The organism is Pedobacter jejuensis (genome assembly GCF_003725795.1).
Lineage (GTDB): Bacteria > Bacteroidota > Bacteroidia > Sphingobacteriales > Sphingobacteriaceae > Pedobacter > Pedobacter jejuensis.
Genome location: NZ_RBEE01000042.1, coordinates 211,107 through 231,479 on the forward strand (window position 1 = coordinate 211,107; position 20,373 = coordinate 231,479).

At 33.5% G+C, this 20,373-nt stretch carries 16 protein-coding genes; 14 read left to right on the forward strand and 2 right to left on the reverse strand.

Annotation, left to right across the window (positions count from 1 at the left end):
- Positions 1–109: 109 nt before the first annotated feature.
- The 14 genes from D7004_RS15530 (at position 110) to D7004_RS15595 (ending at position 15,052) form a co-directional block, all read left to right on the forward strand.
- The gene (locus D7004_RS15530; RefSeq protein ID WP_167459514.1) at positions 110–610 is read left to right on the forward strand and encodes an O-methyltransferase; all 501 of its coding nucleotides are present in this window, start codon (positions 110–112) and stop codon (positions 608–610) included.
- 8 nt (positions 611–618) lie between these two features.
- The gene (locus D7004_RS15535; protein WP_123206754.1) at positions 619–1,647 is read left to right on the forward strand and encodes a glycosyltransferase family 4 protein; all 1,029 of its coding nucleotides are present in this window, start codon (positions 619–621) and stop codon (positions 1,645–1,647) included.
- Positions 1,644–2,879, forward strand: a complete 1,236-nt coding sequence (locus D7004_RS15540) for a glycosyltransferase family 4 protein (protein ID WP_167459515.1) — start codon at positions 1,644–1,646, stop codon at positions 2,877–2,879. Before D7004_RS15535 ends, D7004_RS15540 begins: the two co-directional genes overlap by 4 nt.
- The gene (locus D7004_RS15545) at positions 2,880–4,109 is read left to right on the forward strand and encodes a glycosyltransferase family protein (RefSeq protein ID WP_123206756.1); all 1,230 of its coding nucleotides are present in this window, start codon (positions 2,880–2,882) and stop codon (positions 4,107–4,109) included.
- A complete protein-coding gene (locus D7004_RS15550) occupies positions 4,096–5,100 on the forward strand; it encodes an acyltransferase family protein (protein WP_123206757.1) in 1,005 nt (334 codons plus the stop codon). Before D7004_RS15545 ends, D7004_RS15550 begins: the two co-directional genes overlap by 14 nt.
- A 13-nt stretch (positions 5,101–5,113) precedes the next feature.
- A complete protein-coding gene (locus D7004_RS15555) occupies positions 5,114–6,403 on the forward strand; it encodes a glycosyltransferase (protein ID WP_123206758.1) in 1,290 nt (429 codons plus the stop codon).
- A 58-nt stretch (positions 6,404–6,461) separates the two neighbouring features.
- Positions 6,462–7,622 carry a glycosyltransferase family 4 protein gene (locus D7004_RS15560; protein WP_123206759.1) on the forward strand — a complete coding sequence of 387 codons (1,161 nt, stop codon included), beginning with the start codon at positions 6,462–6,464 and terminating at the stop codon, positions 7,620–7,622.
- The gene (locus D7004_RS15565) at positions 7,615–9,027 is read left to right on the forward strand and encodes an exosortase Y-associated Wzy-like protein (protein WP_123206760.1); all 1,413 of its coding nucleotides are present in this window, start codon (positions 7,615–7,617) and stop codon (positions 9,025–9,027) included. The genes D7004_RS15560 and D7004_RS15565 overlap by 8 nt, the downstream gene beginning before the upstream one ends.
- A 2-nt stretch (positions 9,028–9,029) precedes the next feature.
- Positions 9,030–10,205 (forward strand): XrtY-associated glycosyltransferase XYAG1, encoded by a 1,176-nt coding sequence (locus D7004_RS15570; RefSeq protein WP_123206761.1) that lies wholly within the window; start codon positions 9,030–9,032, stop codon positions 10,203–10,205.
- Positions 10,195–11,238 carry an acyltransferase family protein gene (locus D7004_RS15575; RefSeq protein WP_123206762.1) on the forward strand — a complete coding sequence of 348 codons (1,044 nt, stop codon included), beginning with the start codon at positions 10,195–10,197 and terminating at the stop codon, positions 11,236–11,238. The genes D7004_RS15570 and D7004_RS15575 overlap by 11 nt, the downstream gene beginning before the upstream one ends.
- Positions 11,231–12,133: a glycosyltransferase family 2 protein gene (locus D7004_RS15580; RefSeq protein ID WP_123206763.1), complete on the forward strand. Its 903-nt coding sequence runs from the start codon at positions 11,231–11,233 to the stop codon at positions 12,131–12,133. The genes D7004_RS15575 and D7004_RS15580 overlap by 8 nt, the downstream gene beginning before the upstream one ends.
- Complete coding sequence (xrtY, locus tag D7004_RS15585) at positions 12,130–12,732, forward strand: exosortase Y (RefSeq protein WP_123206764.1); 603 nt, start codon at positions 12,130–12,132, stop codon at positions 12,730–12,732. The genes D7004_RS15580 and xrtY overlap by 4 nt, the downstream gene beginning before the upstream one ends.
- A gap of 8 nt (positions 12,733–12,740) precedes the next feature.
- On the forward strand, positions 12,741–14,465 hold the full coding sequence (locus D7004_RS15590) for a carbamoyltransferase family protein (protein WP_123206765.1): 1,725 nt from the start codon (positions 12,741–12,743) through the stop codon (positions 14,463–14,465).
- Between the two features lie 137 nt (positions 14,466–14,602).
- A complete protein-coding gene (locus tag D7004_RS15595; protein ID WP_123206766.1) occupies positions 14,603–15,052 on the forward strand; it encodes a DoxX family protein in 450 nt (149 codons plus the stop codon).
- A gap of 710 nt (positions 15,053–15,762) precedes the next feature.
- On the opposite strand, the gene D7004_RS15600 is transcribed toward D7004_RS15595, so the two are convergent.
- On the reverse strand, positions 15,763–17,196 hold the full coding sequence (locus D7004_RS15600) for a TolC family protein (protein WP_123206767.1): 1,434 nt from the start codon (positions 17,194–17,196) through the stop codon (positions 15,763–15,765).
- On the reverse strand, positions 17,189–20,359 hold the full coding sequence (locus tag D7004_RS15605; protein WP_123206768.1) for an efflux RND transporter permease subunit: 3,171 nt from the start codon (positions 20,357–20,359) through the stop codon (positions 17,189–17,191). Before D7004_RS15605 ends, D7004_RS15600 begins: the two co-directional genes overlap by 8 nt.
- Between the last annotated feature and the right edge of the window lie 14 nt (positions 20,360–20,373).

A 20,373-nucleotide genomic window follows, 5' to 3' on the forward strand; every position in this document is an offset into this window, starting at 1 on the left:
CTACGCGTTTTTGTTCCGATAATAGAGAATATCCCAAACTTCTGCGCTATTAATGTTTCCCAAAGCATTGTTATATGCTATTCAGCGAAAATATTTTAACATTTACAAGGTGTTACCCTGGATTCCCTTTAGTGCAGTGAGTAAAATAGAATCAATCATTAAACCCTCTTGGAAGGTACTTGAAATTGGAGCAGGAATGTCAACAATATGGCTAGCAAAAAATGTATTTTCAGTTGTTAGTATTGAAGCGGATAAAAATTGGATTAATCGAATACAAGAAAATCTTGATAAACATCAATTAAAAAATGTAAAACTTATTTTTGAAAACAGAGGAGATTTGATGGCAGATTTCTCAAATTATCCAGATGAGCACTTCGACTTTATCTTAATTGACGGCGGACCAAGAGATTTATGTTGTCAAAATGCCTTAACAAAAATTAAAAAAGGCGGATATATTTATTTAGACAATTCAGATAGCAATCATCTTTGTGGTAATGGGGCAGAAATACTTAAAGAATTTGCCAAAAAAGGTTCAAACAAAACATATAAGTTTATAGATTTCGTACCTGGCAATTTTTTTGTTACCGAAGGTTTGTTGGTACAAGCGTAATATTTATAATGAAAATTGCCATTATAGCTGACCCCGAATTACCTGTACCACCACAATATTATGGAGGAATTGAGCGAATAGTAGCTTTATTAATTGAAGGCTATATTAGATTAGGACATCAAGTTAGTCTTTTCGCACACCCTGATTCTAAAACCGATGCAAAACTATTTCCTTATTCGGGTAAGAGCAGTAATAGCAGTTTAGATATTATAAAAAATACATGGATTATTAATAAAGAATTAATTGCTAGCACTTATGATCTAGTTCACAATTTTGGAAGATTATTATACATTTTTCCTCAATTGCCTTTCAGTATTCCAAAAGTTATGAGTTATCAAAGGGAACCAACAATTGCTCAAATAAAAAAAGCAACTAAAATTGCGAAGAAAAACACATTGATTTTTACCGGTTGTAGCGCTTATATCAGTAATCAAATTAAAGCCTTCGCTCCTTCATTTGCAATCTTTAATGGAGTAAATCTAGACCTATTCGAGTTCAGACCAAACGTATTATCTGATGCGCCCTTGGTTTTTTTAGGAAGAATAGAGCCAATAAAAGGAGCTGATATTGCAATTGAGGTGGCTAAAAGAACAAAGAGAAAATTAATTATAGCAGGAAATATCCCAAAAGAACATCAATCATACTTTAATAATATGATTAAACCTCATTTGAACAAATGTATTATTTACATTGGTGAAATAGATGATGTACAGAAAAATAAGGTTTTAGGAAATGCTTGTGCTCTTTTAATGCCGGTACAATGGAATGAACCATTTGGAATCGTTATGGCAGAGGCGATGGCTTGTGGAACACCAATTATCGGTTTTAATAAAGGTTCTGTACCCGAAATTATTATTAATGACTATAATGGTTATCGATGCGATACAATTGATGAGATGGTTGAAGCTACGTCAAAAATTAACAATATTGATAGAAAATTGGTAAGAAAGGATGCTGAAGAAAGGTTTTCAGCTCCTGTAGTTGTTGCTCAATACCTAAAACTCTACCATCAACTCATACAGCAAAAATTAAATTGAAAGGAATTGTAGCCAATCCAAATATTGCACCTCATATTAAAGAAAGTGTTCTAGCCTATGAAACTGCAGGCCTGCTGAAATACTTCTACACGAGTTTTATTTGCCACAAAAACGATCCCTTAAGCAAAATACTCTTTGTCATATTGCCGATATTTATTCATGAATTTAAAAGACGAGCATTTGAAGAAATAGATTATAAATTTGTTAGAACGAAGCCATATACAGAACTTTTAAGGGTTTTTGCTGCTAGAAATCTCAGCTCTATAATAACAGATAAAATTTGGGAGAAATCGGAACTCAGTTTTGATAAATGGGTAGCTCGGAACCTAACTGAAGATTTAAACTTTATACATGTAGTTGAACACACTTGCTTATCAACTATTAAAAAGGCTAAAACTTTAAATATTAAATCATTTTACGAACAGCCTAGTATTCATCATAAAACCTTTAGTGAAACTGTAAAAAGGCAATTAAAAATCTACCCCGATTTTGATATTGAAAGTATAAAATTATTGTATAATGAAGCATCTATTAGGCGAAACAAAAGGCGAGATGAAGAATTAAAATTAGCTGATTATATTATTTGTAATTCTTCGTATACTAAAAAAACTTTAGTAGATGGTGGTGTAAATGAATCAAAAATAATATCCATCCCACTTGGCTTTCCAGATGTAAAGATTAGAACTACAAATACAAAGCAATATGAAAGGCTTATATTTTTAACCGCCGGAAATTTAAGCATTGGAAAAGGAACACACATTTTAATAGAAGCTTGGAAAGAAATCAACATCTCTGGAGCTAATGCTGAACTTTGGTTAGTTGGCAAAAATAATTTGCCAGAAAGTTTTACCCACACTATTCCAAAAAACATTAAACTGTTTGGTAACATTCCAAGAACGGAATTAATGATAAAATTTGCAGAAGCTAATGTATTAATACATCCAACTTTAGCCGATGGGTTTGGTATGGTAATAACTGAGGCTATGAGTTGTGGCTTACCTGTAATTACAACCTATAATTCAATCGGACCAGATATCATAGAGGACAAAAAAAGTGGATTATTAATAGAATCCAATAACAAAGCAGCAATAAAAGATAGTATAAATTGGTGCATAAATAATAAAGAAAAGCTTTCTTTAATAGGCATTGAAGCTTTAAAAAAAGCAAAATCCTACCCATGGTCGGAATACCGAAAAAACTTAGTTACCGAAATTTACAATAGATTATTATAATTGAAAAAAATCTGTTTTATTACACCAAGCCATATCTCAAGTAATCCGCGTTTGGTTAAAGAAGCCTCATTATTTGATAATTTAGGCTACCAGGTGCATATAATTTTTACTCAAAATTTAGAATTTTTAATAAGCCATGATAAAAAAATATTAGCAGGCAATTCAAACTGGACTTTCAATGTTTTAAATAATGACAGCCAAAAATTTAGCAGTAAACTTTCCAATTTATTTAGAACAATTGGAAGTAAATTAGCTTCAGTTACTTCAAACTTATTTCCTGATTTGAATAATATTGTAGTAAATAAGAATTTCTATTGGCAATTGAAATGTGCTATATCCTGTAGAGCAGATTTATACATAGCGCATAATTTGGGCGCCTTGCCAGTAGCTGTTATTGCTAGTCAAAAAAATAAATCAAAGTGTGGCTTCGATGCTGAAGATTATCATCGCCAGGAAATAAGTGATGATACGGAATCCAAACACTACCGTTTAGTTAAATTCATTGAGGATAAATATTTATCAAAAACTAATTATTTTACAACCGCAAGCCCATTAATGGCAGATAATTATATTAGTATTTATCAAAATTTAAAACCGGTAGTAATTAATAATGTATTTGCTTCTACATTTATTCAGCAAGTAAAAAACTATAAAGAACCAGAAGCCCTAAAACTTTTTTGGTTCTCGCAAACAATCGGAAAAAATAGAGGAATAGAAGACGCGATACATGCTATTTCCTTTATAAAAAAGGGTAATATCAGCTTAACATTACTGGGAAATATTGATAGCGAAAATTTTAATTACTTTACGGAATTAGCTAAAAGGCTCGGCTTATTACCAACTCAGCTAAGATTTATCCCCCCAATATTTGCTGATGACATTTTTCAATTAGCCAATCAATATGATATTGGTTTAGCATTAGAGCCTGGATTTTGTTTAAATAATAACTTAGCATTATCTAACAAAATCTTCACTTATTTAATGGCTGGTTTAGCCATAATCGCATCAGAAAGCACCGCTCAAACGATGTTTATTAAAGAACACCCATCAGTAGGGAAATCTTATCCGGTTGGTGATTATAAAATCTTAGCAGATTTGATAAATGAGTTTGATGAAAACAGAACCCTATTATTTCAAACCAAATTACATTCTTACCAACTAGCTAAAGAAAAATACAATTGGGAGGAAGAATCCAAAAAGCTTATTAAGATTATTAATGGAATATTCTAAACATTTACACTATAAATGGGTATCAGGTATTAATTCTATTAGATTTATTCTGGCCCTAATAGTTGTACTATCACATTTTGAAAACCCAATAGCTATTTATTTTAAATCATCAGAAACTCCTATTATAAATCTAACAGGTTCTTTTATCGGTATTTTATTTAATGGTGTAGCTGCAGTAATAGCATTTTTTATAATTTCAGGTTTTGTTATACATCAATCAAGCAAAGATTCTAGTATAAAATGGCAATCATTCATTATTAAAAGATATGTGAGAATATTAATCCCTCTTTTATTCGTATTTGTATTAGGTTACAGGTTAAATCATCCTGAAAAACATGTAGTATGGAGTTTAATCTGTGAATTGGTTTATTATACTTTATATCCGATACTAAAACAATTAGAAGTCAATTGGAAGAAACTGTTAATTTACTCATTCATTGTTTCTTATGTTTTAATTGCTTTGATAGCATGGAACGATGTGTTAGCATTTGTACATCAAAATGATTATAAATATCATGGCAACTATTGGCAAGGTGGAATCTTCTTAACGTGGATTATAGGCTTGCCCTGTTGGCTACTTGGTGTTTTAATTGCTGAAAACTTAAATACATTAAAAAACGTATCCACTTCAAAAATAATATCTTACAGACTTTTTGTGTTTTTTTTAAGTGTGGTTATAAATTTTTTAAGATTTCATAATCATTTAAGCTACATATTGATAATGAATTTATTCGCACTTATACTGTATAAGTGGATTAAATCAGAAATAGCTTACTATCAAAATCATAAACCATTTGTCATTTTAGAAAAAGCAGGTGAATTTTCGTATTCATTATATCTTTTCCATCCTGTTTTTTATGTCTTTTTAAGCAGTTTAATTCAGAAAAATATAGCTAATTATTTCATTTCCCTTTTATTAACAATGTTGGGCTCCTACATTTTTTATTTATTAGTTGAGAAACCTTCACATTACTTTGCTAGAAGACTTTAATCATATTAATTATTTGAAGCGCGTTCTAATTATATCACCATACTTTCCACCAGTAAATGCTGCCGACATGCATCGGGTTAGAATGAGTTTACCTTACTATAAAAGTTTTGGTTGGGAGGCTGAACTAGTTACTGTTAACCCTAAACATAGTGAAATTAGCATAGATGAAATGCTTTTGAAAAACATACCAAATGAAATAATAATTCATCAAGTAGAAGCCTTTAATTATAAATGGACGAGAAAATTTGGATTAGGAAGCATTGCTTTACGATCGCTCTGGTTTTATAAAAAACGTGTGAATCAAATTCTTAAAAATGAACACTTCGATTTGATTTTCTTTTCAACCACGCAATTTCCTTTGCTAATTTTAGGCAACTATTGGAAAAATAAATTTAAAATTCCCTACGTAATAGACATGCAGGATCCATGGCATTCTACCTACTATAATGATAAACCTGTAAATGAACGCCCTCCAAAATATTGGTTTTCCTATCAATTGAATAAATATTTAGAACCTATTGCAATGAACGCCGTAGATGGATTAATCAGTGTATCGCAAGGATATTTAGACACTTTGGAGAATAGATACAAAAGGTTAATCAAAGTACCACAGCAGGTTATACCATTTGGCATATTAAAAAAAGATTTCGAATGGGTAAGGCAAAATGAAAAACATTTTAAACAGCATTATATAAAAAAGAATGAACAAATTGATTTTGTGTATGTAGGAAGAGGAGGCTATGATATGAGGAAGGCAGTTGTTCTGTTATTTAACGCATTTAAAGAAGGTTTAAAAACAAATAACGAACAGTTTAGAAACATTAGGTTTCATTTTATTGGCACAAGCTATGCTCCAGAAGGAAAAGGAGTTCCAACCATTTTGCCTATTGCGAACGAAATGGGTATTACAGCATATGTTAACGAACAAACGGATCGGATTTCATTATATCAAAGTATTTACACATTAATGAATGCTGATGCACTTATAATTCTTGGTTCGGAAGATCAGCAATATACAGGATCAAAAGTGTTTCCATATATAATGGCAGAACGACCGTTACTCGCCATACTTCATCCAGAAAGTAGTGCTACGCAGATATTACTTAATTGTAATGCTGCAGATATAATTTCGATTATGGCCCCAGAAAACCAATCTACAGAATTAATTTACAATTATCTTTATAAGGCTTCCCTTCGAAAGATCTTATCAAAAAAAACCAACTGGCCTGCATTTGATAGTTATAGTGCAGAAAACTTATGTAAACAACAATGCGAACTTTTCAATAAAGTTTTAATTAGTTGATAGTTTAAATTATTAAAAATTCTCTTCAGCAAGATTTGAAAATGATAATCCAATCACCTTGAAAAAACTTGTCATAATTACAACTCATCCAATACAATATTATGCACCATTATTTAAGCTATTGGCTAAAGAGTGCAATCTGATAGTTTATTATACTTTAGGTTTAGGCAACGAGAAATATGATAAAGGCTTTGAACAAAATATTGAATGGGACGTTGATTTACTAGAAGGTTACAATTATCGTTTTCTAAAAAATTCTGCTAAGAACCCAAGCTTAAACCATTTTATGGGCATTAAAAATCATAATTTAATTAAGAAGATAAATGAATGCTCTCCAGATGCTATTTTGATTTACGGTTGGGCCTATTATAGCCATTTAAATATAATGCGGCATTTTAAAAATAAAATACCAATTTGGTTTAGAGGTGATAGTACTTTAACCGACAATCAATCTTGGTTTAAAAAAGAACTTAGAAAAGCCTTTTTAAAATGGGTGTATAGCAAAGTTGATTTAGCATTTTACGTTGGAAAAGCAAATAAGCAATACTTTAAAAGCTTCGGCCTTAATGATGAAAAATTGATCTATCTACCACATGCCATAGATAATAATCGTTTTAGCCAAGATAAAAAAGCCGAGGCTGAAGCGATACGAAATAAATATAACGTTGCTAAAAGTGATATTTTGGTATTATTTGCAGGAAAATTTGAAAAGAAAAAATCGCCTGATTTATTATTAGATGCTTTTATGAGCCTTCAAGAGCCTAATGCGCACTTATTATTCGTTGGAAATGGACCGATGGAAAAACAACTTAAAGAAAAAGCGCATCAGCATTCGCTAAACAATCCATCATTTAAAATCTATTTTATGGATTTCCAAAATCAAAGTAATATGCCAGCTATTTATCATACTTGTGATTTATTTTGCTTACCATCACAAGGACCAGGAGAAACTTGGGGATTGGCAGTTAATGAAGCCATGGCCTGTGGAAAAGCAATACTTGTATCTGATAAAGTGGGCTGTGCAAGAGATTTAATAAACAATAAAATTAATGGCGAAATATTTGAATCTAAACATTTCGCAGATTTATCTAAAAAGTTAAATTCTTTGGTAAGTAACAAAAATGAACTAAACAAAATGGGAGCAGAAAGTGCTCAAATTATCAAGAATTATACATTCGATATACAAGTAGAACAGTTAATAACAGTCTTAAATGCCTAATACCAAATACAGCTATTATTTACTGCTTTATCTTCCTTATCTAGCCAGTTGGATCTTTAAATCATCGGCTCATACATCATACCTTTTAGCTTGGGCAGGTTCATTTTTCATCTTCTTCGTTTGCTATAAGGGATGGATTAAAAAACTACCAGATGATTTACCGATTTTAGATCAACTTTTAAGACCTATCTTTTTTTTACAAATTATTTTTGCAGGTTACATGGCTTGCACTTCAATATTCTACTATTTTAATGCATTAGGCTATGAATATTTTACCTACATCGGAAACCGAAATTTTATCTATAGCGATATTTACGAGTCTATTGCTAAATGCCAGAGATATTACGTTTTAGGACATGCAGCACTGGCACATGGATTAATTGCTGGAATGAAATATCCAACAGAAAAAAGATATAATGTTTATGCTCCATCTATGAGTAATTTACTTCTGGGCTTATCTATTTTCTGCCTTCCATTGGGCTATTTATTTTCAAAAATTAGCGCACTTAGTCAGTTTAGTGTACAGCTAAATGGATTAAGTTTTGTATCCGGTACAATCGCGTTAGCTTTTGCAATTAGAGAACATAAAAGAATGAATTTTTGGGCGGCCTCCTGCTTGTTCGGTTTAAATATGCTCTCTGCTTTAAATTCTGGATTTAAAGAACCCATAATTATTTGTGTTTTGCTCTTGGGCATTTTCCTTTTACCTATTTATGGAAAAAAGATTTTACCGGTATTATTCTCCATTTTATTAATACTGTTTATTGTTTTACCCACATTTATTGGCAATTTCCGGAAAATGGTTTCGGCAGGTAGTAGCGTTGAAACTGCTAGAGATGAAAGTTTAAATAAAATACTTAATAGTGATAATTTAGTTGAAAATTTAAGAGAAGATAACTGGGTGTTTTTAACAGGTCGTCTCTCTGAAATCGATATGTTTATACGCTACACAAAATCAACTCCAGATTTGGTTCCTTTTTATGGCAATAACATCTTGCTAAATGGAATAAAGACAATTTTACCTCGTATTATATGGCCAGGTAAACCCGATATTGAACAGCTTGTTATGACACGAGTTTATACGGCGGGCGTAGTAGATCGGGTATCAATCGTATCAGCAAAACCTGCATTTATAGTAGATTGTTATTTATCTTATGGCAGGATCGGGATTTGGATCGGCTTGTTTCTGTATGGTTTTGGTGCTCAAAAAATCTCGCTTCTTGCTGAAAAAATGTTCGGTGGATATTTTTTAGGAAATGCAGTAATGTTTTCCGGTTTATTTCAAATATTATGGCGTGGAAATAGTATTGAGTTTTTAACCAATGCAATATTTTGGAGCCTTGTAACCATGTTCCTATTTCATGCTTTTTTTAAAGCACGTGGTGTGCTCTATCTATCTAAATAAATTTGACAATCATCCACATCACACCTTCTTACAAACCTGCGTACCTATATGGCGGACCAATACATAGCATCGCAAAATTGTGTGAAGAATTAACTCAATTACAAGAATCAAAAATAAATAGCAAATACCAGATTAAGGTTTTAACCACCACAGCCAACGGCAAAACTGAGCTCAATGTAAAACCGGGACAACAGCAATTTATAGATGGCGTCTCTGTAACCTATTTTAAAAGATTAACAAAAGATCACAGTCATTTTTCGCCAGCATTATTATTAAATCTACGGAGAGAAATTCTTAACAGCAGTAATGATAATATTTTAGTTCACATTCACGCTTGGTGGAATTTAACATCAATATTCAGCTGTTTTATTGCCAAATGGTATAACATTCCAATCGTATTGTCGCCAAGAGGAATGCTAACTTCATATACATTTAACAATCGAAACTCATTCTCTAAACATATTATTCATGCCATATTAGGTAAACGACTGTTAAAATATTGCCATATACATACTACAAGTAAAAAGGAAAAAGAAGATGTTTTAAAAATTGTTGAACCCAAAAAAATTATCGTTATTCCTAATTTAGTGAACATCCAAGCGCATAAAGTAAATGCTAATGAACATAGCTCAACATTTAAAATAATTTTTCTATCTCGAATTGAAGAAAAGAAGGGTTTAGAATTACTTTTTGAAGCATTGGCAAGTTTGAGCTTTTCATGGTCATTAACTATTGCAGGTTATGGTGAAAAAGATTACGTACAAAAGCTTTCAGAGAAGGCACAAAAATTAAATATCACTGAAAATATAACATGGGTAGGCCAAGTTTCTAATGAACAAAAGTTCGATTTACTTGCAGCACATGATGTTTTTGCTTTAACCTCTTACAATGAAAATTTTGCGAATGTTGTGGTAGAAAGTTTAAGCGTTGGTACTGCAGTATTAATATCAAATAAGGTTGGCTTATCAGATTATATCATTGATAATAATTTCGGTTGGATAGCTGATTTGGATGCTGAATCTATCACTCAAAAAATAAATGAAGCATATGAAAACATTGACTTACGACATCAAGTAAGACAGAAATCTCCCATAACTATAGCAAATGATTTTGAACCTAGATATCTAGCATCGTCTTATTTAAAATTATATAACAGCTTAATTTCAAATGGAAATTAAACAAAACAACCGCATTCTAAATTTAGACTTATTTCGTTCGTTTGCAATAATTTTCGTTCTGTACTTTCACATTTCTCAAATGATACTTGGCGATTATTTTAATGATAAAAATATATTTATCATAGGAAAGTATGGAGTTAACATGTTTTTTGTATTAAGCGGTTTTTTAATTGGAGGCATGTTTTATCGCGATAAACAAGTAAATGCATTCAAATTTTGGATTAAGCGATTTTTAAGAACCTACCCTCCTTACCTTGTTGTATTATTAGTGTCTTGGCTTGCCGTGTGGATATCTAGAAAAGAGCATTTTGATGTAGGATATTTATTTATGATTCAAAACTTCTATCCATCAATTCCATATTTTCTAGTATCATGGTCATTATGTGTAGAAGAGCACTTTTACATCACATTCTCCATATTAATTTATGCTATTCCAGTTAAAAGAAATCAGCAATATATTTGGCTATTCTTGGCATTTGCTCCATCAGTTATGCGATTTATTTTGGGTAACCCATACGCTACCGATTTTGGTTATTATACTACTGCAACCTATTTTCAAATTGATGGCATAGCATTAGGTGTACTAGCCTCATATTACGTCTACGAGAAATCATTTACTATAAAATCATCAAATTTCTTATTGATAGTATATTCCTTATTATTCGCTTTATGTTGTTATGCAACACTTTGTTTTCACGGTACTTATTTTTACAGCTTCGGAAATTTAATAATTAATTTATTGACAGTTATAACATTACTTAATCTATTTTTTTTAAGTGATTTAAAGATGTCAAAATTTGCATTTTTTAAATTAAATGCTCGTATGGCATATTCAATATACTTAACCCACCCATTATGCATTCATTTTTGTATGCTTATGTATAAATACTTATCGATAGAATTTTTGATTGTTAAAGTTCTGATAACTGTTTTAGCTGTATATCTTTCATCGTATATATTTTATCGAGCTGTAGAGAAACCAACGATACTTATCAGAGATAAATTATTAGCAAAAAAGTTGGTTTATGATTAATTTCAGCTTCATCATCCTTACTTATAACGAAGAAGTTCATTTGCCGAGATTGCTAAATTCTATAAATGATCTAAACGCTGATACATATATTCTCGATAGTGGAAGCACAGATAAAACAGTAGAAATAGCTACCGAATTTGGTGCATTAATTAAGGTAAATCCTTTTGAAAACCACCCTAAACAATGGGATTTTGCACTAAAAAACTTCGAAATAAAAACCCCGTGGATTATTGCATTAGACGCTGACCAGTTTATAAGTGATGAACTATATAAAATGCTCGAAAATTTCAATAATGATGATTATCGAAATATTAACAGCATCTATTTTAATCGTAAAAATTATTTTCAAGGCAAGTGGATTCGTTTCGGTGGCTATTACCCGTTTTACCTTTTAAAAATGTTTAGAACAGATATTGGCTATTCCGATTTAAACGAAAATATGGACCATCGTTTTATCGTTCCAGGCAAAAGTGCAATATGGAAAGAAGGTTACTTGATAGAAAACAATCTGAAAGAAAATGATATAAATTTTTGGTTAGAAAAACATCATCGATACAGTGATTTAATTGCAGCCGAAGAAGTGGATCGCATGCTTAAAATCAGAAACCAAGTAATCAAAGCTTCGTTATTTGGCAATCCAGATGAGCGGAGAGCATGGTTCAAAAAGCTTTGGTGGAAATTACCATTAGGCATAAGGCCATACCTATATTTCACTTATCGAATGATATTTCAGTTGGGTATTTTGGATGGAAAAACAGGCATCCGTTTTCATTATCTGCAGGCGCTGTGGTTTAGGTTGTTGGTTGATAAAAAGATAAAATCACTACAAAATAAGTCTTCTTCCAACCCTGAAGAAATAAATTCCGCTTCAATTAAGACAATCAAAACCTTATGAACGAAATCTCACCTCAACAGGCTAAAAAAGCCGCAGACCGAAAAGCAATAAAATTTATCGTAATGCTCTTCGTATTATACATCATTTTTAGCCAGGGAAATATATTTATGAATAGTGTAATGAGTCCGGGTGGAAAGTACTATAACGCCCTTATTTCATCACATTTTGATTATATACAAGGTTTAAAAAATGCGCTCATTGTACCTGCCGTGTGGATTATTAAACTATTTGGTTTTTATGCTATTCACAATGAAATGGATGTTATGGTTGTAAACGGACCCCTACTTCGAATTAATTATTCTTGCCTCGGCTTAGGCGTAATGAGTTTTTTAGCCGCTTTTGTATTGGCATTTCCAACAAGCTGGAAAGAAACCTTTAAAATGTTGGTTTTAGGAATTTTGTCTATCTATATTTTAAATGTATTAAGGATTGCAGGCTTAGGATTACTTTTCGGATATTTTCACAGTCAGCGGAATTATTTCGAATACCACCACGAAATATTTAATGTAATCGTTTACATCTTCATTTTTATAATGCTTTACGTTTGGATTAAAAAAAACACAAAAATCAATGGCCCAAAACATGATAAGCAACGCTAAAATCTGATATGTATATTTTAGGAATTAACGCCTTTCATGGAGATTCTGCAGCTTGCATTTACAAAGATGGATTAATCGTAGCCGCTGCAGAAGAAGAACGCTTCCGGCGAATTAAGCATTGGGCTGGTTTTCCTTCGATGTCGATTCAATTTTGTTTACATGAAGCCGGCATTGATATTAGAGAAGTAGATCATATTGCAATTTCAAGAAACCCCAGAGCAAATTTTACCAAAAAAGTTTTTACTGCATTAAAAAATCGGCTAAGCGTAAAAAACATAACCAACAGGTTGCAGAACTTACAAAAAGCAAAAAGTATTGGAGATGAATTTATCACACACTTTGGATTGAAGCCAAACGAATTAAAAGCAGAAATTCATAATATTGAACATCATCGAACGCATTTGGCAAGTGCATTTTTTGCCTCTCCTTTTGACGAATCGGCAATACTGAGTATTGATGGCTTCGGAGATTTTACCAGCACAATGACAGCAATCGGAAAAGACAATAAAATTTCGGTGTTAGATACGGTTAGCTATCCACATTCTCTGGGCTTATTTTATACCGCTTTAACACAATTTTTAGGCTTCAGACATTATGGTGATGAATACAAAGTAATGGGACTTGCACCTTATGGCCAAGCAGTTTATGAAAGGGAAATCCAGGATTTAATTCATTTAAAATCAAATGGTTTATTTGAACTGAACCTTACATATTTTACTCATACAAAAAAAGGTGTTCAAATGATTTGGAATAATGGAATACCAGAAATGGAATCTGTATTTTCTGGAGAGCTGATTCGTTTATTAGGACCTTCAAGGCTACATGATGAGCCAATTTCGCAGCGACATAAAAATATAGCGGCAAGTGTACAAAAAGTCACCGAAAAAGTCATTTTTCACATTCTTAAACACTTGCAAAACACTACTGGCTTAACAAAAATATGTATTGCTGGTGGTGTTGCACAAAACTCGGTAGCGAATGGAAAAATTTTACAACAAACGCAATTTGAACAAATTTACATTCCACCCGCCGGACACGATGCCGGAACTTGTCTAGGTGCAGCATTGTGGGTGTATAATCAAGTACTTCAAAAACCTCGAACTTTACCAATGTTACATGCCTATTTCGGTAGTAAATTTAATAATACTTACATAGAAGACCTGCTAAATTCAAAAAATATAAAATACCTTAAACCATCAATTGATGAATATTATGAGGTGATTACAAACTGCTTAAAGAATGAAGGTGTGGTTGGATGGTTTCAAGGCCGGGCAGAATTTGGTCCTAGAGCATTAGGTCACCGTTCAATTCTCGCTGATCCAAGAAATACAAAAGCCAAGGATATCCTTAATGGTAAAATTAAGCGACGAGAATCATTCCGCCCTTTTGCTCCATCCATTCTATCAGAGTTTGTTGATGAATATTTTGAGCAAACAGATGATGTACCTTTTATGGAAAAGGTATTCAAAATAAAAAAAAATAAAAGTGATTGCATTCCCGCCGTTACTCATGTTGATGGTACCGGAAGGTTACAAACTGTTCATGCAAATACAGACGAGCGTTATCACAAGCTGATTTATTCATTTTACAAACAAACAGGTGTGCCTATTCTCTTAAACACTTCTTTTAATGAAAACGAACCTATTGTTAACACACCCGAGGAAGCGTTAGACTGCTTTTTACGTACCAAAATGGATATGTTGGTTATGGAAGATATTATTGTATTGAGGTGAAATTGATTTTTTTTAAGTATATAAGTCAACTGATTTGTATTTCAATAACTATCTGCTTATATCAAATGTTAAAGTTTTGTATACTTGATAATCAGTATTAATTTTTACGTATATTGCTTATAACCAATTATAAAGATATGAGCACATTAAAAAAATTGCAGGATTGGGGTGATCGTCATCATCCAGCCTGGCTTGATTATTTTAGGATTCTTTTAGGTATTGTTTTAATATGGAAGGGCATTGCATTTTACCTAAATATGGGTGCATTCAGTTCGCTAATGCATCATGCACATTTAGGTACGGCAGTTTTTATTAGCATGATAGCGCATTTTATTATCATTGTACATTTAATTGGAGGTTTGGCTATTGCTTTAGGTACGCATACAAGAGCTTTTTGCCTCATTAACTTACCAATTCTTATCGGTGCGGTTTTCTTTATAAACTTGTCAACCAATATTTTCAGACCATATTCCGAATTGTGGCTATCAATATCTGTTCTTATCGGATTAATTTGTTTTATAATAGAAGGAAACGGAGTTTTATCTGTTGATTATACAAGAAAATTAAAAGCAGATGTTAATCAATGATCTCCAGAATAATTTTTAGGTTATTGATTAGTAAGTTTTAAATATCTATCAATAAAAGAAAAGCCCCGGATTTAGAGCGTTCAAACTCTTAATCCGGGGCTTATTTATTTAATGCCTTTTTTAGTTTACGTCACCCTGAATTTATTTCAGGGTCTTATTTGCAGGAAGATGCTGAAATAAATTCAGCAAGACGTGTCGTATAAACAATACGGCGATTAAACAGCAAAATATTAATAACCTCCCTTTCCTTAGTTTACGTCACCCTGAATTTATTTCAGGGTCTTATTTGCAGGAAAGATGCTGAAATAAATTCAGCAAGACGTGTCGAATAAGCAATACGGCGATAAAACAGCAAACTTATAAATAAGCTGCTTTTTTTAAATTTACGTCACCCTGAATTTATTTCAGGGTCTTATTTGCAGGAAGATGCTGAAATAAATTCAGCAAGACGTGTCGTATAAACAATATGGTGATAAACAGAAACCTTATGAATAAGCTGCTTTTTTTTAGTTTACGTCACCCTGAATTTATTTCAGCCGCTTTTCTTATTTAGTTCAAGAATCCAACACGAGTTAAACGCTAGTTGAAAACGTTTCGACAGGCTTAACGTGTCAAATTTAGTAAATACTGATTCTAAAAATCTCGCAAACTCAACACGACAAATCGAAAAATAAGTTATTTTAATACTCAACTTCAAACCATTTTTTCAGTTAATTCCATCCGCCACCAAGTGCGTGGTAGATATTTACGACTGCATTTAATTGTTGTTTCTTGGTTTCAATAAGCTCTAGTTTAGATTGCAAGGCATCACGCTGAGTCATCAAAACTTCAAAATAATCGGCTCTAGCTGCTTTAAATAAATCGTTCGAAATATCTATAGACTGCGTTAGTGCCAAAACTTGTTTCGATTTTAAATCGTAACTTTTTTGAAGGTTTGTAATGTTTGACAACTGATTTGCAACCTCAACATATCCATTTAAAATTGTTTTCTCATAGTTAAAAACAGCCTGCAATTGTTTTGCATTTGCAGTCGCATATTCTGCTTTTATTGCATTTCTGTTAATTAGTGGTCCGGCCAAATCTGCTGCTAAAGAATAAGCTAACGATTCGGGAGTTCTCAATAAATAAGATGGATTAAATGCCTGATAACCAATAGTTGCAGATATACCTAATGATGGATAAAATTGTGCTTTTGCAACCTGAACATCCAATTTCGCTGCTGCCAAATCTAATTCAGCTTGCTTTATATCAGGGCGATTTGCCAATAACTGTGCCGGCAAACCAACTTGAACAGTTGGTGGTACCAAATCTGTAAAACTTCCCTTATCTCTAACAATTGGTTGCGGGAAGCGACCTAACAGGTAATTGATTTTATTTTCGCTCTCTGTAATGTTTTGCAGGATATCAAATTCAAGGCTTTTAGAACTTAAAACCTCAGCTTCGAATTTTCTTACGGCAAGTTCAGTAACCCGTGTTGCCTGCTTTTGAATCTTCATTAATTCTAAAGCATTACTTTGCAAGGCGATATTCTGTTTTACAATAGCCAATTGATTATCAAGTGCCAGCAATTCGTAGTATGAATTGGCAACTTCAGCAACCAAATTGGTGATAACGAAATTTCTTCCTTCTACTGTAGATAGATATCTGGTAACAGCAGCTTTCTTAGCATTTCTAAGTTTATGCCAAATGTCAGCTTCCCAATTTGCTTGCAAGCCAAAAGCATAATCAGGTAAAACATCGGGTACTTCTCTACCTGGAGTGATATCTGTAGAAGCATCGCCCGCACCAGAACTTGTGTATCGCCCAACTTTCTCCAATCCTGCTCCAACACGATAACCTAAAGTTGGTAATAAATCACCCTTTCTAGATTTTATTTCGTTTTTAGCAATCTCAATTTCTTGAAGCGTTACGTTTAGTTCCTGATTGTTTTTTATTGCGGTATCAATCAAGCTTACCAAATTAGGATCGGTAAAAAATTGTCGCCATTGTAATTTACCAGTATTTGTGCTGTCTGTTAGGTTGTTAAAACCAGCAGGAACGTTTTTATTTTCGTTACGTTGCGCAAATTCGGGCACTTTACAAGCAGCGTATGCTGCACATATTAATACTAAACCTAAGTATCTATAAATATTTCTCTTAAACATTATCTTCTATTTCTTCAGTTAATGGATGTTCTTCTTCAATTTTTATCAGCTTATGTTTTGCTGCAATTGTTCCGAAAACAAAGTACAAGCCTGGGATAACAATTACCCCGAATATGGTTCCGAAAAGCATACCGCCAGCAGCGGCAGAACCAATTGTTCGGTTACCGATCTTACCCGGACCGCTTGCTATCATCAACGGGATTAAACCTGCGATAAATGCGAATGATGTCATTAGAATTGGTCGGAAACGTACACTTGCACCTTCCATTGCAGCTTTTAAAATTGTTGCACCCTGCGCCTGTCTTTGTGTGGCAAACTCTACTATTAAAACTGCGTTTTTACCAAGCAAACCAATTAGCATAACCATGGCAACCTGGGCGTAGATGTTATTCTCCAAACCTAAAAGCTTTAAGAAAAGAAATGCACCAAAAATTCCAACTGGTAATGATAGAATAACAGATAATGGCAGGATAAAGCTTTCATACTGAGCGGCAAGCACCAGATAAACAAAGCCCAAACAGATTAAAAAGATATAAATAGCTTCATTTCCACGCGATACTTCATCTTTGGAAATCCCTGCCCAATCTATCCCGAAACCGCGAGGCAAAGTTTTCTTAGCTACTTCGGTTATTGCTGCAATAGCCTCACCAGAACTATAGCCCGAAGCAGATTGACCACTAATTTCTGCAGCATTGTACATGTTGTGACGAGTAATTTCTGATAGTCCGTATACTTTATCCATGGTCATAAAAGCTGAAAATGGAACCATTTCATCTTTATCGTTTTTAACCGAAAGTTTTAAGATATCACTTGGCAAAGCCCTATACTGTGGCAAGGCCTGAACCATAACTTTATATTGACGGTCGTATTTTATAAAGCTGGTTTCGTAATTACTACCTACAAACGTAGATAGCGTATTCATGGCATTATCAATCGTAACGCCTTTTTGCTGGGCAATATCGTTGTCTATCTTCAACATGTATTGAGGAAAACTTGCGCTGTAAAAAGTAAAAACAGATGATAACTCTTTGCGCTTATTTAGTTCTCTAACAAAATCATTTGCAACGGTTTCCATTTTTCTATAATCGCCGCTTCCTGCTTTATCAAGCAAACGAAGTTCAAAACCGCCTGCAGCACCATAACCCGGAACTGCCGGTGGCTGGAAAAACTCTATAGCAGCACCAGGAATAGATTTAGATTTTTCTTCTAATTCTTTAATGATATCCTGAGCAGAACTTTTTCGTTCATCCCAATCTTTTAAATTGATCAAACATGTACCCGAGTTTGAACCAGTACCTTCGGTTAAAATTTCGTAACCTGCGAGCGATGAAACAGATTTTACGCCATCAATATCCTCGCACATTTTTTGAAGTTTCTCCGCTATCTGGTCGGTACGCTCTAAAGTAGAACCTGGCGGCGTTTGAATAATGGCATAAACCATTCCCTGGTCTTCATTTGGAATAAAACCAGATGGAACGCTACTACTTAAACCCCAAATTCCTAGGCAGAACACAATCAGTACGCCAAAAGTTAATAACCTGCGACTAACAACTTTGGTTAAAACCAACTCATATTTACCCGAAAGTTTGGCAAAGCCATTGTTAAATCCATCAAGAAATTTATCTACTATGGTTTTCTTTTTAGGTGCGCCATGACCGTTTTTCAACATGATTGCGCATAAAGCAGGTGTTAGTGTAAGTGCAACAATACCCGAAAGAATAATTGCCGTAGCCATGGTTATGGAAAACTGACGATAAAAAATACCCACCGGACCAGACATGAACGTAACCGGAATAAATACCGATGCCATTAAGAAAGTAATGGCGATAATGGCTCCACTAATTTCTTTCATCGCCTCTTGCGTCGCCCTCAGAACTGACATTTTTCGATCATGTTCCATTTTTGCATGTACCGCCTCAATAACCACAATTGCATCATCCACAACCACCCCTATCGCCAATACCAATGCAAAAAGTGTAATCAAATTTAGCGTAATGCCGAAGAAAGACATGAAAACAAAGGTTCCAATGAGCGAAACCGGAACGGCAATAGCTGGAATAACGGTAGAACGCCAATCGCCCAGAAATAGAAATACAACCAATCCTACCAAAATAAAAGCTTCTACCAAAGTGTGAATTACCTTTTCTATAGATGCATCCAAGAATTTTGATACATCATAACTCACTTCATAATCTAAACCTTTAGGAAAAGAGCTGGCTTTGATTTCGGCCATTTTAGCCTTAACATCTTTAATAACCTGAGTGGCGTTACTTCCGTACGATTGTTTTAAAACGATAGCCGCCGATGCTTTGCCGTTTAAAGTAGAATACAGATTGTAAGCCGAAGCACTAAAATCTACATCAGCTACATCTTTTAAACGCAACATTTCGCCATTGGCATTTGCCCTTAACACAATGTTTTCGTAACCCTCTTTGGTATTAAAACGACCTGAATATTTTAATACATATTCAAAAGCTTGAGATCTTCTTCCTGAGCTTTCGCCTGTTTTACCTGGCGATGCTTCTAAACTTTGTTCATCAAGCGATTTCATCACCTCATCAACAGAAATTTTGTAAGCCTGCATTCGGTCGGGCTTTAACCAAATTCGCATGGCATAATCCCTATCACCCAAAATATCTGCAAAACCAACGCCATCAATCCTTTTCAATTCCGAAAGTAAATTGATATCGGCAAAGTTGTAGAGGAAATTTTGGTTCATTTTCGGATCTTTACTATATAAGTTGATGTACATCAACATATTAGATTCCTCACGAGTGATTTTAACCCCTTCTCTTACTACCAAAGGCGGCAACTTATTGGTTACCGCAGCCACACGGTTTTGAACATTTAATGATGCCTGGTTTGGATCTGTTCCCAAGTTAAATACAACCTGTATAGATGCTTCACCGTCGTTTCCGGCATCAGAAGCAATGTATTTCATTCCTGGTACGCCGTTTAACGCTCGCTCTAACGGAATAACAACCGATTTAATAAGTAATTCGTTATTTGCTCCGGGATATTCTGCCGTGATATTAACTTTGGGTGGAGATATGGATGGAAATTGAGTTACAGGGAGATAGCTAATGGCTAAAACACCCAAAAACACAATTACAAGCGATATAACGATAGAAAGGACGGGCCTTTGTATGAATTTGCTAAACATAAAATAAGTATGGA

What these genes read in the sequence shown, in the direction of transcription:
- D7004_RS15595 (WP_123206766.1), top strand. Translation starts at nt 14,603, where the DNA reads ATGAGCACATTAAAAAAATTGCAGGATTGGGGTGATCGTCATCATCCA.
- D7004_RS15600 (WP_123206767.1), bottom strand. Translation starts at nt 17,196, where the DNA reads ATGTTTAAGAGAAATATTTATAGATACTTAGGTTTAGTATTAATATGT.
- D7004_RS15605 (WP_123206768.1), bottom strand. Translation starts at nt 20,359, where the DNA reads ATGTTTAGCAAATTCATACAAAGGCCCGTCCTTTCTATCGTTATATCG.
- xrtY (WP_123206764.1), top strand. Translation starts at nt 12,130, where the DNA reads ATGAACGAAATCTCACCTCAACAGGCTAAAAAAGCCGCAGACCGAAAA.
- D7004_RS15590 (WP_123206765.1), top strand. Translation starts at nt 12,741, where the DNA reads ATGTATATTTTAGGAATTAACGCCTTTCATGGAGATTCTGCAGCTTGC.
- D7004_RS15565 (WP_123206760.1), top strand. Translation starts at nt 7,615, where the DNA reads ATGCCTAATACCAAATACAGCTATTATTTACTGCTTTATCTTCCTTAT.
- D7004_RS15535 (WP_123206754.1), top strand. Translation starts at nt 619, where the DNA reads ATGAAAATTGCCATTATAGCTGACCCCGAATTACCTGTACCACCACAA.
- D7004_RS15575 (WP_123206762.1), top strand. Translation starts at nt 10,195, where the DNA reads ATGGAAATTAAACAAAACAACCGCATTCTAAATTTAGACTTATTTCGT.
- D7004_RS15580 (WP_123206763.1), top strand. Translation starts at nt 11,231, where the DNA reads ATGATTAATTTCAGCTTCATCATCCTTACTTATAACGAAGAAGTTCAT.
- D7004_RS15550 (WP_123206757.1), top strand. Translation starts at nt 4,096, where the DNA reads ATGGAATATTCTAAACATTTACACTATAAATGGGTATCAGGTATTAAT.